This is a genomic window from Metasolibacillus fluoroglycofenilyticus, assembly GCF_003049645.1.
In the GTDB taxonomy this organism is placed as follows: Bacteria; Bacillota; Bacilli; order Bacillales_A; family Planococcaceae; genus Metasolibacillus; species Metasolibacillus fluoroglycofenilyticus.
This window is the reverse complement of record NZ_PYWK01000001.1, coordinates 1,452,006-1,465,364: the sequence shown is the minus strand read 5'-3', so window position 1 is coordinate 1,465,364 and position 13,359 is coordinate 1,452,006. Positions and strand designations below refer to the sequence as shown.

16 protein-coding genes are annotated in these 13,359 nt (G+C 38.5%); 7 read left to right on the top strand and 9 right to left on the bottom strand.

What is annotated here, in order from left to right:
* The first annotated feature begins 210 nt into the window (after positions 1-210).
* The gene (locus C9J36_RS06805; RefSeq protein WP_066163543.1) at positions 211-411 is read left to right on the top strand and encodes a cold-shock protein; all 201 of its coding nucleotides are present in this window, start codon (positions 211-213) and stop codon (positions 409-411) included.
* A gap of 54 nt (positions 412-465) precedes the next feature.
* On the opposite strand, the gene C9J36_RS06800 is transcribed toward C9J36_RS06805, so the two are convergent.
* The 4 genes from C9J36_RS06800 to C9J36_RS06785 form a co-directional block, all read right to left on the bottom strand.
* Positions 466-1,266, bottom strand: a complete 801-nt coding sequence (locus C9J36_RS06800; protein ID WP_066163545.1) for a VOC family protein — start codon at positions 1,264-1,266, stop codon at positions 466-468.
* Positions 1,267-1,368: 102 nt separating this feature from the next.
* The gene (locus C9J36_RS06795; RefSeq protein ID WP_107942597.1) at positions 1,369-1,857 is read right to left on the bottom strand and encodes a YbaK/EbsC family protein; all 489 of its coding nucleotides are present in this window, start codon (positions 1,855-1,857) and stop codon (positions 1,369-1,371) included.
* Between the two features lie 11 nt (positions 1,858-1,868).
* Positions 1,869-2,540 carry a phosphopantothenoylcysteine decarboxylase domain-containing protein gene (locus C9J36_RS06790; RefSeq protein WP_107942596.1) on the bottom strand — a complete coding sequence of 224 codons (672 nt, stop codon included), beginning with the start codon at positions 2,538-2,540 and terminating at the stop codon, positions 1,869-1,871.
* A gap of 69 nt (positions 2,541-2,609) precedes the next feature.
* On the bottom strand, positions 2,610-3,506 hold the full coding sequence (locus tag C9J36_RS06785) for a LysR family transcriptional regulator (protein ID WP_066163552.1): 897 nt from the start codon (positions 3,504-3,506) through the stop codon (positions 2,610-2,612).
* Positions 3,507-3,725: 219 nt separating this feature from the next.
* On the opposite strand from C9J36_RS06785, the gene C9J36_RS06780 reads away from it, so the two are divergent.
* Entirely contained in the window at positions 3,726-4,625 is a 900-nt protein-coding gene (locus C9J36_RS06780) for a DMT family transporter (protein ID WP_066163554.1), read from the top strand.
* 478 nt (positions 4,626-5,103) lie between these two features.
* The gene (locus tag C9J36_RS06775) at positions 5,104-6,084 is read left to right on the top strand and encodes a YecA family protein (protein WP_107942595.1); all 981 of its coding nucleotides are present in this window, start codon (positions 5,104-5,106) and stop codon (positions 6,082-6,084) included.
* Between the two features lie 42 nt (positions 6,085-6,126).
* On the opposite strand, the gene C9J36_RS06770 is transcribed toward C9J36_RS06775, so the two are convergent.
* On the bottom strand, positions 6,127-6,318 hold the full coding sequence (locus tag C9J36_RS06770) for a zinc-finger domain-containing protein (RefSeq protein WP_107942594.1): 192 nt from the start codon (positions 6,316-6,318) through the stop codon (positions 6,127-6,129).
* Between the two features lie 117 nt (positions 6,319-6,435).
* Between C9J36_RS06770 and C9J36_RS06765 the strand changes: the two genes are divergently transcribed.
* Complete coding sequence (locus C9J36_RS06765; RefSeq protein WP_066163562.1) at positions 6,436-6,846, top strand: ribonuclease HI family protein; 411 nt, start codon at positions 6,436-6,438, stop codon at positions 6,844-6,846.
* A gap of 314 nt (positions 6,847-7,160) precedes the next feature.
* Here the strand turns inward: C9J36_RS06765 and coaW are convergent, their stop codons facing one another.
* Positions 7,161-7,985 (bottom strand): type II pantothenate kinase, encoded by an 825-nt coding sequence (coaW, locus tag C9J36_RS06760; RefSeq protein ID WP_066163564.1) that lies wholly within the window; start codon positions 7,983-7,985, stop codon positions 7,161-7,163.
* 16 nt (positions 7,986-8,001) lie between these two features.
* The gene (locus tag C9J36_RS06755) at positions 8,002-9,063 is read right to left on the bottom strand and encodes a 3'-5' exonuclease (protein ID WP_066164469.1); all 1,062 of its coding nucleotides are present in this window, start codon (positions 9,061-9,063) and stop codon (positions 8,002-8,004) included.
* 164 nt (positions 9,064-9,227) lie between these two features.
* Here C9J36_RS06755 and C9J36_RS06750 point away from each other — a divergent pair, with 164 nt between their 5' ends.
* Positions 9,228-10,046 (top strand): squalene/phytoene synthase family protein, encoded by an 819-nt coding sequence (locus tag C9J36_RS06750; RefSeq protein ID WP_066163566.1) that lies wholly within the window; start codon positions 9,228-9,230, stop codon positions 10,044-10,046.
* Positions 10,047-10,251: 205 nt separating this feature from the next.
* The gene (locus C9J36_RS06745) at positions 10,252-10,437 is read left to right on the top strand and encodes a hypothetical protein (protein ID WP_066163568.1); all 186 of its coding nucleotides are present in this window, start codon (positions 10,252-10,254) and stop codon (positions 10,435-10,437) included.
* 70 nt (positions 10,438-10,507) lie between these two features.
* On the opposite strand, the gene bioB is transcribed toward C9J36_RS06745, so the two are convergent.
* Together bioB and C9J36_RS06735 are read right to left on the bottom strand one after the other, a co-directional pair.
* Positions 10,508-11,506 carry a biotin synthase BioB gene (gene bioB, locus C9J36_RS06740; protein WP_107942593.1) on the bottom strand — a complete coding sequence of 333 codons (999 nt, stop codon included), beginning with the start codon at positions 11,504-11,506 and terminating at the stop codon, positions 10,508-10,510.
* Between the two features lie 15 nt (positions 11,507-11,521).
* Positions 11,522-12,112, bottom strand: coding sequence for a biotin transporter BioY (locus C9J36_RS06735; RefSeq protein ID WP_066163571.1), 591 nt, complete (start codon positions 12,110-12,112; stop codon positions 11,522-11,524).
* A 727-nt stretch (positions 12,113-12,839) separates the two neighbouring features.
* Here C9J36_RS06735 and C9J36_RS06730 point away from each other — a divergent pair.
* On the top strand, positions 12,840-13,181 hold the full coding sequence (locus C9J36_RS06730; RefSeq protein WP_066163573.1) for an ATPase: 342 nt from the start codon (positions 12,840-12,842) through the stop codon (positions 13,179-13,181).
* Positions 13,182-13,359: the final 178 nt, after the last annotated feature.

Here is a 13,359-nt window from a genome sequence, read left to right as displayed (position 1 = left end):
TTCTTTCGAGCAAGCTCGAAAAATCAGTGACATCCGCTGAATGATGTTACTCTTATTATAAAGCATTTAGTAAAAAAAAATCGGGGAAAAAGCGTCAAAATTCGCCAAATTATTGACAATAAAGCATCAATAACGTATATTATAATGCATAATTGTCTTAATTTTTCGACATTTTGAAATTTAATCCGCAAGTATGGGAGGCGAACGCTCATGCATCAAGGAAAGGTCAAATGGTTTAATAACGAAAAAGGTTATGGCTTTATTGAATGTACGAACGGTGAGGATGTTTTCGTTCATTTCACCGGCATCATCGGAGAAGGCTTCCGTCAATTAGAAGAAGGACAAGACGTAGCATTTGAAATTGTAGAAGGCAACCGAGGACCGCAGGCAGCAAACGTCTCTAAATTATAAGAAAATGTAGACAAAGACGCATTACCTTTGTCTACATTTTTTTATATTATAAATTTATTTCATAACATACGTTGCATTTTCACAAACAATCGTTTGCTGCTCTGTAGCTCCTTCAAAGAGAACCGTATGAATGCCTAATCCGTCGGCTAACATAGCATCCCAAATGACTCCTTCGCCTTGCGCGCAGTAGCAAACAATGCTTGCATTTTGTAAATAAAGTGTATATTTGATTGCATTCAGTTGCTCATCAAACTGTTCTTCTGCCTGCAATTGACCTAATTGCTGTAGCTGCTTGATAAAATCGAGACGATTCACTAAATAAGCGACCTCTGTTAGTTTCATATCACCTTTAGGATGTGGAGCGATAATATTTTGCTCTCTATATTCAGCACGACGCTCCTCGTTCGCCAAATCCCATTGAATGAAAAATGGGAAGTCAAAACGTTGCTCAGGATGACCGATATGAAGTAACTGCCAACCAATCACCGTACCATCTGGTCTTGTACGTGAAAAATGTTCAGGACCATTTACCTCTAGTCCTGCCTTGCGAAACATCTCCGCATCTCGCTCAATTGTTGTTGTTCGAATCGCAATGCGAGCAAAGCCATTTTTCCGTCCCTTTTTCTCATATGTTTCATGCAATGTATAAGGTTTTTGTGCAGCAATGGCAAACTGTGACTCATCATTAATACCAATCCACTCAATATATGTTAAATCGAAATAGCTTAACGTATTGTATGTTCCCCATTGCTTATGCTGTCCACCTTGTACTGCGTGAAAACCGTGTGCTTGCATCTCTTCCATTGTCCGTTCTGGCTTATCTACAAAATGAACAATATGGTCTAACTCATACATAGTAATCCCCCTTTTCCTATATTAACAAGTAGTTTTTTAACTGTATCATCAATTACACTTTCATCCTAATCTTAAAAGCATCAACAGTTAAATGCTCGAAGGTTATTGATTTACTTCCGAATCCCATGCTTTACAAACATTCACCCAATCTTTCGCATTTGAAAGTTGCTGTAGCTGCTCGCATGTTAGTTCAATCGCTGAATTTGCTGTGCCACATGCAGGAAAAACAGTTGTAAAACGCTGCAATGAAATATCCAAATAGACAGGTATATTTGTTGCTAACGCGAATGGGCATACGCCTCCTACTGGATGTCCTGTATATGTTAAAACATCATCAGGACTAAGCATTTTTGCTTTTACATGAAAAGCTATCTTAAAAGCTGCATTATCAATTTTTGCGTCTCCAGCTGCGACTACTAAAAATGCCGTACCTTCTGACGTGTAAAAGGCTAATGTTTTTGCGATTCTCGCTGGAATAACATTTAAAGCTTTTGCTGCTTGCTCGACTGTCGCCGTTGATTCAGAAAATGTTAAAATTTGTTCAGCATATTGATGTGTTTGCAAATATGTATGCACACGCTCGCTTGCCATTTGTTTTCCCCCTATTCAAGCTCTGCTAATAAAGCGATTAGTTTTTTGCTTGCTTCTTTTTTGCCATTTGCCTCAGTTACTTGTCCATTTTGATGAACGATTAAATGTAATGCATCGTTGCCGTATAATGATTGTGAGCTATTCGCTACTGTGTACTGTGCACTTGATGTCGCCATGCGCAGTTTTGCACGCTCGATTAAATACTCAGGTTCTGTCGTTGCTTCTAGCTTAAAGCCGACCAATGTCACATTGGGAGCCCAGCCTTTAATTTGTGGCAATATTTTTGGCGCTTTTTTAAAGCGAATTGTCGGTGGTTCATCAGAAGGCATCTTTCCATGGGCTGCTAAAGCATTTCCCGCTTGGTCAAATACTTGGTCTACAACCCAATCCGAGCCCGCAACAGCCATGATGACGATATCAATTGATTCCTCCTGTAATAGCTTTTGTAATTTGCCCGCTAAATCCTCAATGCCTTCAAAGCCGATTTTACGCATTTGTTCTATACGCTCAGGCAATTTGGCAAAATAGCCATGCATATAAATTACTTCCGCACCATAATCTAGCGCATCTTCAGCTAAATAGCAGCCCATAATACCCTTTGATAAATTCGTATGTCCGCGCACTTGATCCCATTTCTCAAGCGTACCGCCACTTGTTATCACAATTTTTTTTCCTCGTAGCATTTTTCCCTCTCCTTATTCATTGTAGTGAATACTAGCCATCCGTAAAGAACTGTATCAAAACAGCCCCTCTTACAGCTTTTCTTTATCTGTTAAATTTTCTTCATTTTCCTCTAGCCATTGCTTTAATACTTCTACAAATTTTTTCGCAGCTGGTGATAATGTTTGCTTTGTAGCGATTCCTATCGTTCGAAAACTTTCCTGCTTTAGCGGGATAACTCGAACGTTTTGCGGTAGCTGTGATAAGACAAGCTTTGGCATAATCGACACACCTACATGCTGTCCAACCATCGACATAATTCCCCAATCATCAAAAAGCTCAAAGCGGATATTTGGCTTAATGCCGTGCTTTTCAAATGTCGTCATTACATCATTCATGCCACGGTAAGACGGCATAATAAATGGCTCTTGCGCAATTTCAAATAAATCAATCTCCTTTTTATTATATAGGTGACTTTTCGAAGATACGATACAAAATAAATAATCTTTTTTTAATGGCATAAAATTAAATCGCTTTGAGCTTGTTCGATTTAGAAAGCCACAATCTATTTCCCCGTTAATCAGCCACTGCTCAATTTCATAATAATCGCCTTCCCGTAATTCTATTTTAATACCTGGATATTGGTCATCAATGGAATGAATAATATTCGGCATCCACTGTGTAGAAATACTCGAAATCAGCCCAATGCGTACTGTTCCTTTTGTTACACCGACAATATTCGCGGCCTCCTGCTGCAATAATTCCTCCGCCTGCAATACTTGCCGCATCGCGAGCAGCATCGTTTGTCCCTCTGTTGTCAGCCTCACTCCATTGCGATTGCGATGAATTAAAGCAAACCCAAATTCCTTTTCTAAACTTGAAATTGCATGGCTAACAGCCGATTGCGTTAATCCGAGTAGCTGTGCAGCCTCTGTGAAGCTTTGCACCTCTGCTACTTTATTTAAAATTTCATATTTTACTAAGCTCATAGCTGCCTCCCTATTCCCTCAATTAAACTCTATTACACCTCTAGCAGTTGTTTTTTCATTGCAAATATCATAATGCTTTCATTATTGGAGAAAACGTCCAGTTTTTTATACATGAAAATTATTCATATTACATATTATAAACATTCGTTTTACTAATCGTAAAGGACAGTTTATATTGTTTTCTATAGCAATTTGTTTGGCGAGGATGGGGTGAATGTTTTGAGCATACAAAGTAAGGCAAATATATTAATGGTGATTGTGACGATGTTTTGGGGATTGTCATATACGTTCATGGTCATGGGCTTGGATGCGCTCGAAACATATAATATCGTTGCCCTCAGATGTATCATTGCATTTGCAGTGGCCGGTCTTATTTTTTATAAAAAAATGTTGAAAATAAACAAGAAAACTTGTTTTTATGCAGGTATTCAAGGCTTTCTTTTATTCATTGTATTTTCACTATCATTGTTTGGTTTGCAAACAACTTCAGCATCCAACGCAGGCTTTATTTTAAGCTTGACGGTCGTGCTTGTCCCTATTTTTGTAAGCCTTTTAGAAAGAAAGCTACCGTCACGTGCCGTAAGCTTTGCAATCGTGATGACAATGATTGGTATTTCAATTTTAACTTTAAAGGAATCTATGTCGTTCCAAATAGGTGATATTTTAGTAGCTATTGCTGCGGTTTGCTACGCTATCTATTTAATTTTAAACAGCAAATTTACGAAAAATGTTGACTCGATTGCCTATGGTGTTTACCAATTAGGCTTTGCAGGTATTTTCGGTGCTATTTTTTGTTTATTTTTCGAAATACCTCAAATCCCAACAACAACATCTGGCTGGATTGCAATTCTTGGTTTAGGTATCATATGTAGTGCATTCTGCTTTATTGGGCAATCCGTCGTACAGCAATATACTTCCCCCACACATACCGGTCTAATTTTCTCTTTAGAGCCTATTTTTGCGGCTATTTTTGCCCTTGTGTTCTTAGGTGAAGTATTAACGATGCAATTATTAATTGGTGGGCTGTTTATTTTGGCAGGTAATATCGTTGCGCAGTTTGAGCAACTTCATCAGCTCCGCTTTATGCGACAACAAGCAATTGAGGAAAAATCATACTAAAATGGAGGAGCGTCCAAAAAGCCGTGCATAGCCGACTTTTGGGACGCTTTCGGCAGTGCTTCTTTAAAGGGCTCATTCATTAAAATAACAAGAGAATTCTTTGAAGCGAAAATCATGAATTGTTAAGTATTCCCTGCAAAATAAAGGCTAATCAACACGCATGTTAATTTCTGATAATATTATTCCTACCTTTTATTAGATTCAATAAATTTAAAAATTAGTTTGAATCACAATTTATGTGGCAAATCTACTTTTCAGTCCCCTTCTTTTTAAACACCCTGTTCTATTTTTTTACATAGCGGAATATATACTAATAGGCGCGCCTTATTCTGACAGTTCGAAATATACAATTAGTTTTCAAGAAATAAAACACATTGTATGATAGAAAATGTGATTTTTTCGCAAGTGGAAAATAATCTGAACCGTAATTACGCAATGTCGTAAACGATGAAACAACATATAAAGGACGTGTAAAAAAATGATTGGACGTAATGATCCATGCCTTTGTGGTAGCGGCAAAAAATATAAAAAATGCTGTGAAGGAAAAGCACAGGTAACATCTGCCTCACTATTTAACGAAGAAATAGAGATGATTTTACAAAGCTTTTATGAAACTTACCCACAGCGTAAAGATACTTTGCAATTTATTGAACTTGTACAAGCTTGGAACCCTAAGCTACAAGATTACCTACAACAAGAGCTAATTGAAGCGGTTGCTTTAGATGAGTTTTTCTTCCACGTTAGACCTGATATTTGGACAGGCTATTTAAAAAAGGTGAGCAAGAAAACAGTTCGTCCTGCAACGGTTCGCTTATTAGATAATTGGACATCACCAGCAATGTTTATCGGAGCGATTTCGCATGTAGATGAGCAATATATTCATGCAACACATGCAATGACAAAAGAAAGCTATAAAATCCGCCGTGAAAACAAAAAACCGATTCCTGAAGGTATGCAAATCTTTACCTTCTTGTTACCGGACGGGTCAGAGCAGGAAAACCATTTCCTAGCAGTCTCTACGCTTATTTTCTTCTCTTCTGAATACGAGAAAGTTTTCCAAACTTTTGTAAATAGCTGCCCAAGCTCTGAACAAGCAGCGCAATTTTTACAAAAGAATCATCTTGCCTTTTGGCAATTGCTTGTGGAAAATGGCTATGTAGGAGAGGAATTTACTTCCTTTGAAGCAGATGTGTTAGCGCAAGTAAAGCAATTCTTACAATTGCATACATTAAACGATGCGCAACTTATACCTATTTTAGAGGATTATTTAGTAGAGCAGCAGCCAGCAGCGCGCAAAGCTGCCGCAATTGCGGCAGGAGCAATTCGTTTTGGACAAGAGCGTGCTTTATTTGAGGCTTCCTTTACAGTGAAAGAAATAGCTGAGCAATTCGGCATTTCTGCCACATCACTTAATAAATATTATCAAGATATGCTTGCCTACCAGCTCGCAACTGCATAATGAAAAAATAAGGAGATGGCTGAGCCATCTCCTTTAATTTAATTATTTATCATTAATTTTCATCAATTCTTGCCCTAAAAATTGTAGCTGTTCCCCCACTGTGCAAGATTCAATACAAAACTTATGTGCACCTGGCTTCCCACGCTTTTGTCGCAACTCACGAATAATAGGGCAGTCGACACAATACATATCCGTAATAAAATCAATCTCTTGCATAACAGATACTTTATTCAATTTCGCTCCCCCCTTTTTGCATTTCCTTATTATACTTCTTTACAAATTATTTTGTCCATTATTCATCGTTTCGGCTTATAATTATATTCAGTAAAAGACGGAAAATGAGGGATTGATATGTTAGAAGTTTATATTGATGGTGCAAGCGCAGGCTATCCTGGTCCAAGTGGCATCGGTTTGTTTTTAAAAGGTGAGGGACATCATCTATTAATTAGTGAATACATCGGTGAAACGAATAATCATATCGCCGAATTTACAGCCCTTATACGTGGCCTAGAGGAAGCACAGCAATTAGGTGCAACATTGGTTTCTTTACGCTCTGATTCCAAAATTGTTGTCGCCTCCATTGAAAAATCCTATGTCAAAAATGAAGAGTTTAAGCCTTACTTAGCACGTGCAGAGGAATTAATCGAAACATTTGAGCTCTTTTTCATTAAATGGATTCCAGAAAAGGAAAATCGTGCTGCCGATGCTCTTGCCCGCGAAGCCATTCAAACAAAAGCAAATCGCAGAAAAGATGGCATTTGAAATCAGAACGTAGAAAAATAGCCGTTTTTTAAGAAAGTAGCTTATTTCAGAAGGTTATAAATACGAAATCTAACGGCTTATCCTAATTTATTTGCGACTTGAGCTGCTTTATTAGCGATTTATTACAACCTATGTTTTTAAGCTTATAAAATCGGATTAGATGCCAAAATGGGTTTTATTTATTTCTTTAATTACAGAAGGAAGAGCTTTAATATCGCGGTTTGCAAGCTTTTGGATTATGCTACTTCACTTTAAAGACGAATAAAGCGTCCAAAAAATAGTGCCCCGCACGCTTTTTGGACGCTCTAGTGCTTTTATTTATTCATATTCAACAAAGCCCCAACTGCACCAGCGTAGCCTCTGTCCTGTAAGAAAATTGGGTTATGCTTTTTTAAAATCGTATAATTGGCAATCACTTTTTGTAAATCTTCGTTATCTGTCAATGTCGAGCCAATATAAACGATATATGCAGTTTCCTTTTGCTCAGCAAATTGGATGCTTAATGTCGTAATCACTTCACCAACAAGACCTTGCACAGTGGCTAAAACATCTGCCTGTGGATGCTCTGTAGTAGCTGTAATGCCGACCTTACCAAAATTGCTCGCTGTTAAATCTCCTGCGATAGGTGTATCCATCCCTTGATAAATATCGCGTACGAGCAAATCAATATTTTCACGCACACCCGCTGAGGCAAGCTTTGTAATTTCTTTAAAATCGCTATGTCCTGTTAGCAGTGTGGCAAGACCAACTAATGTACCTCCACCTACACCAGTACCTCCAACACGCACGTGCTGTCCATTTTCCATATAATGAATCGAGGTCCCCGTGCCGATATTTGTAATAATCGCATTGTCAATTTGATGTCCTTCCTTAACAAGCAAATATTGCACACCTTTTAATGTCGCCTCAAACTCCACGATATATTCAATGGATTTCATCGTTTCAAGCTGCTCTCGTAGCTGTTCTGTGCGTCCACCTGTTAGCCCGATTTCTTCAACATTCGGATGCTGCTTTAACCATTCTTTTACGAGTTGTAAATCATTCGATGGGAAGCTTTCTAGCATTAACTGGCCATGCTCATTAAAATAAGCCATTTTTGTTAATGTTCCTCCTGCATCAATTCCTATCGATTTCAACATAAAAATCCCCTTTAAATTATATGCCTACTACCTCTTGTGGGAATAGATTACGTTTTCTATACTCCTCAATAATGACATATTCATATTTTTTTAGTAATTGACAAATCGTTTCTTCATACGCTTTAATTGATGGAACTTCCGTTAACTTCTCGAGTGCGAGCTCCTCTTCTTTTAACAGACTTTGCCATTTCAAGTTTTCTGTTTTTGGCATCGTACATTGATGTAGGCGCATCCACTTAGAAATCGATTTTAAACCTGCATATGTTAAAATCACTTTTCCAACAGATTGCGTGCTAATGTCTTGCAATGTGTTTTTAAGCTTGCTGGAAGGCTTCATTTTTATTAATTGCTTCGTATAAACTTCTCCATCCTCTGCTACTTGCTCTTTTTCCTGTATAGAAAAAGGCAACTTTTCGCGATGGGTTGTCTGTTTGACGATATCAATACGGTCATGCTGTACTTTGCAATTTACGTAAGTCACCATAATATCAAAGGCTGTTTCCAACTGTCTTGAATAGGCAAAAAGCACAAGCATATCATTTGTTTGCTGCCCCTCCATCAATGCTTCCCCATTCGTTTCGACAAAAATTTGCTGAAGGCTCTGTGCATCTGCTAACGCTCGATGCTGTATGCTCGCCTTTAAATTTAACTCTGCCATTAATTTTTGGAGGCTTGGCTGCTCGCGTAAACTATGAGCAATCATATATTTTTGCTGATAATCGACCATCGGAAATAAAAAATCGCTGCTTAGATGATGGCGCTCCATCTCCTCTTCTAAAACTTTGCGATCAAACTCTCCAAAAGTAAATAATACGTAGTGTCCCTCACACCAGCGCTTAAACTTTTGAATCGCCTCTCTAAATGATGGCGCTCCTAGCAATTCTTCTGTTGTAATGCCTGTCAGCTTTTGAATATGATTATTCAATTTTTTAAATTTATAAGGCTGAATTAGTTGCGTAAAGGTCGTTTGTGTACCGTTTGGAAGCCATTTTACCGCCCCAATTTCAATAATACACTGTCTCCCCCGTATGAGCGCAGCCTCGATATCAATGAATATGTACGTTTTATCACGTGTCATATAGTCACCTACCATTGTCGTATTGCTTCTACTATTCTAACTTAGAATGAGAATGAGGAAAACCCCATCTACTAAAATAAAATAACAATTTCAGCAGTTACTAATTTATCTTTCATACATTTTGCGTTACGATAGAGGGTGTATATATTTGAGGAGGAGTCGGTATGACAAATAAAGTGCTTCAAAAAGATGCAATGCGCGTTTTAAAGGAAACGAGCCGCACTTTTTATATTCCGATAACATTTTTACAAAAAGAATTAAAGATGGCTGTTGCGACTGCTTATCTTGCAATGCGTGCCATTGATGAAATTGAGGACCACGAGGATATTGATAATACGACAAAGCAGGAGCTGTTGATGGCGACAGGCGAGCTTTTAAAAAAGCCCTTCGATACGGAAGCCTACACAGCACTTCTTGCCCCTCAGCAGGATAAATGGCCTGAGGTGACGGTGCGTCTAGCAGATTGGCTAGAGGCATGCCCAGCGAGAGCGTTACCGCTTGTTACAGCCGCAACAAGCGAAATGGCGATGGGTATGGCGAAATGGGCCAAAGCTAATTGGCAAGTGAAAACGCGTGAAGATTTAGACGATTATACATATTACGTCGCTGGACTTGTCGGGGTAATGCTGTCTAATCTGTGGCTGGAGTTTGAGGGGATTGAAACAGACAGAGAGCTAGCAATCGGCTATGGTCGAGGCTTACAGGCTGTTAATATTTTACGCAATGAGCAGGAAGACTTGAACGAGCGTGGCGTAAGCTTCGTACCGGACGGCTGGGGACGCCAAGAGTTATTTGCTTATGCTGAGGAGAACTTAGCTAAAGCAGATGAATATATGAAGAGCATTAATAAACGTACTGTCCTGCTGTTTTGTCGCTTACCACTCGCTTTAGCGCATAAAACTTTAAAAGCAATGCATGATGGTCGCGAGAAAATGTCGCGTGCCGAAGTCGAGCAAACTGTCGAAGAAATTCAAGCAGACTAATTCATGCTAAAAGATTGCTCAATTTTAGCGCTGCATTAACAGAAAGATTTTCCTACTAAGGAGCAACACCACTAAAGTCAGTGTTGCTCCTATTTTTTATTTTTAAATTACATAAATATAATAATTGATTGCTGCTATTAATTGCTTTCGGGAAATTGTAAATTTTTTTATAAAATGCTACGATTAAAAATAGAGGAGAGGTTTTATGCAAACATATAAAATTTATGTAACGAATATTTCACAAGCGCTCACTGCATTAAAGGAAGAAGGCTATGAGGGCAAAGATAGCGGTACATTTATTGAAGTAGCGTTCGACCCAAATCAAAAAATGTCCGTCATTATGCTATTAAATAAACATAAAATTGTTGTTTATGATATAGAGGAAGCATAATTTTAAGGCTATCGGGAAATCAAGAACACCCAATAGCCTTTTAGCTTATTTTACAGATGCCTATTAGATTTTAACTGTGGCATAGCCCTTGCTGCTTGGCCGTCAGTTCGATTTCAAAACCTAAATCTTCTAGCATCTTATAATCTTTATTTTTTTCCTGCCCCGCTGTCGTTAAATAATCGCCAACAAAAATACTATTTGCCGCATAAAGTCCTAGCGGTTGCAGTGCGCCTAAATTAACCTCTCGCCCGCCAGAAATTCGAATTTCCTTGGTCGGATTGATAAAACGGAATAACGCGAGCACTTTTAAGCAGTAACGAGGATTTAATTCCTTTGTTCCTTCAAGCTTCGTGCCAGCAATCGCATTTAAAAAATTAACAGGAATCGAATCCGCATCAAGTGCATGCAGTGCATATGCAATATCTACAACATCTTGCTTCGTTTCCTTCATGCCCACAATTGCACCTGAACACGGTGACAGCCCATGCTTTTTAGCAATCTCCACTGTATTAACACGGTCTTGATACGTATGGGAGGTCGTAATAAAATCATGGTGTCTTGCAGATGTATTCAAGTTATGGTTATAGCGGTCAACACCAGCCTCTTTTAACTGCTCCGCCTGCTCCTCCTTAAGTAATCCTAAACAAGCGCATACCTTTAAGCCATACTTTTCTTTAATTTCCCTAACTGCTTCACTCACAATACGAACATCCTTGCGCGTAGGTCCTCGACCACTCGCAACAATGCAAAATGTACCAATTTGATTGTCAAATGCCTGCTTCGCTCCTGCTAAAATTTCCTCTTTAGTGATAAATGGATATTTCTCAATTGGTGCACTTGATATCGATGATTGCGAGCAATAACCACAGTTTTCAGGGCAGTAGCCACTTTTGGCATTCATAATCATATTAAGCTTCACTTTATTGCCGTAATAGTGCTTGCGAATAGTATATGCTCCATGTAGCAAAGGCAATAATTCCTCATCTGGCACACTCAAAATCGCCAAGGCTTCATCATTTGTTAAAAGTCTTCCTTCAATCACTTCATTCGCTAATTTCTGCCAGCTCATTCTGCTCCCCACTCCCTACTTGATTGGTAAAATTCGCAATGTCTTTTGTAAACGATAGGCAAGTAATCCTGCAAAGATTGCTAAAACAAAATCTTTCGGCATCGGCGGAACCATCCATGCCCATGCCATTTTATAACTAAAGCCATCCGGCGCAGCAGCCCAAAGCTGATAGGCAAAATACATCCAATTCGTACCTAAAATATAAATCAAGGTCATCGTTATTAAGCCGCTTACTACATAAGCCTTTCTCGATTGGTAGCGCTCAACAATTGCGCCCGCAATATAAGCGCAAATGATAAAGCTAACAATAAAGCCAAATGTGGGAGAAACTAGCGCTGAAGGCCCCCCAGAAAATTTTGCGAAAACAGGTGCGCCAGCTAGTCCAATACACATATAAACTGTACAAGCAACTGCACCTTTCACTCGCCCTAGCACAAGCCCAGCTAAAACTCCAAAAAAGGTTTGCAATGTGATAGGTACCCCGCCCGCAACTAAAAACGGCACAAAAGAAGTGATATTCGCTCCAACCATCATTAATGTTGCAAACGCACTGCAATAAAGTAAATCCAAAGTACGCCAAGCTGTTCTTTTTGATACTACTTCCATTAATTACACCTCCACTTACGTTAACCAAATAAAAAATAAGGTTAACATAAATATAAATGAAGGATTAAATTTTAGTCAATAGTTTTTTATAATCTATATTTATTAATTGCCACTGGATTAACTCTCATCCAGATTTTTTCGAGCTAATTGGTGGGAGTTAACCTAAAACCATCACGACCCATGACATACGCTGGAGGTTTAGGTCATCACGATATTAGTCACTCAGTCGTTATCTTCTTAGAGTGAGTTCCTCTTTATTAGCGAGTGTTTGGACATCCGCTGAAATCGGTCTTATACTTGCATTCATTTCGCCACCTATAGTGGTGGGAGACTTCTGTACCTATCGCTATGCTTTCTGTACAAAAAACATTGCTGAAAGACGTTAAATCAACTGATATTAAAAACGTCTTGGGACGAATATCAATATTTCTACTTTGTTACGTTCAAATGCGGCAACGAACTACAAAAGCCTTCCAAAGATAGGGGGAACAACACGAATTTGGCATATTATTTACTTACTAGGTATTTCTATTAGGGCATTAAGCCTTGATATATAAATTCACCTTTGTTTACATGTTTTTTTTGGAAAATATCTACTAATTAATTCACACATATTATTTATTTATAAAAATATGATGAATACGACTAGAGAACATGTCAGCTACTTCATACTATGGAAATGTAATCTGCAGATTATAAATCATTATTTTTGGGAGGTGAAAATTACATGCCTTTAACTACTGGCCCAATTGAAAATACAGGAAACTTACCTGCTAATGCGACTAGTGTTCGTGTAAAAGTTCTCAATCTCACTGGTGGTTTACTAACTGGAGTAGTCCGAGTTTATAGACTTAACGGTTCAAGACAATTATTGTCAACAACTCCTTTTGCAGCTGCGGCTAATGCTTCTACCTTTGTAACTCCAGGTGTAGGGGGCGCGTTCCAATATGAAGTTGAAATTGCCCCAAATCAAACTGGTGGATTATATAGTGTTTATGGGCGAACAGCTTCAGGTGTTATCATTGATGCTCAAAGACTTGTAAACTCAGAATTAACACCAATTCTTTAATTGAATAAACAGATTTTTACTGTTAATCCCGGAAGGGGCTGTCCAAAAAGCCGTGCATAGCCGGCATTTTGGACAGTAGCGATGATGTTTCACAAAATATTGATTCATCGCCTCTTTTAACAATGGGATGAACATGGGCTTTAGCAGTGTACTCCTTCAGTAAAAGGGAAGCGATGAA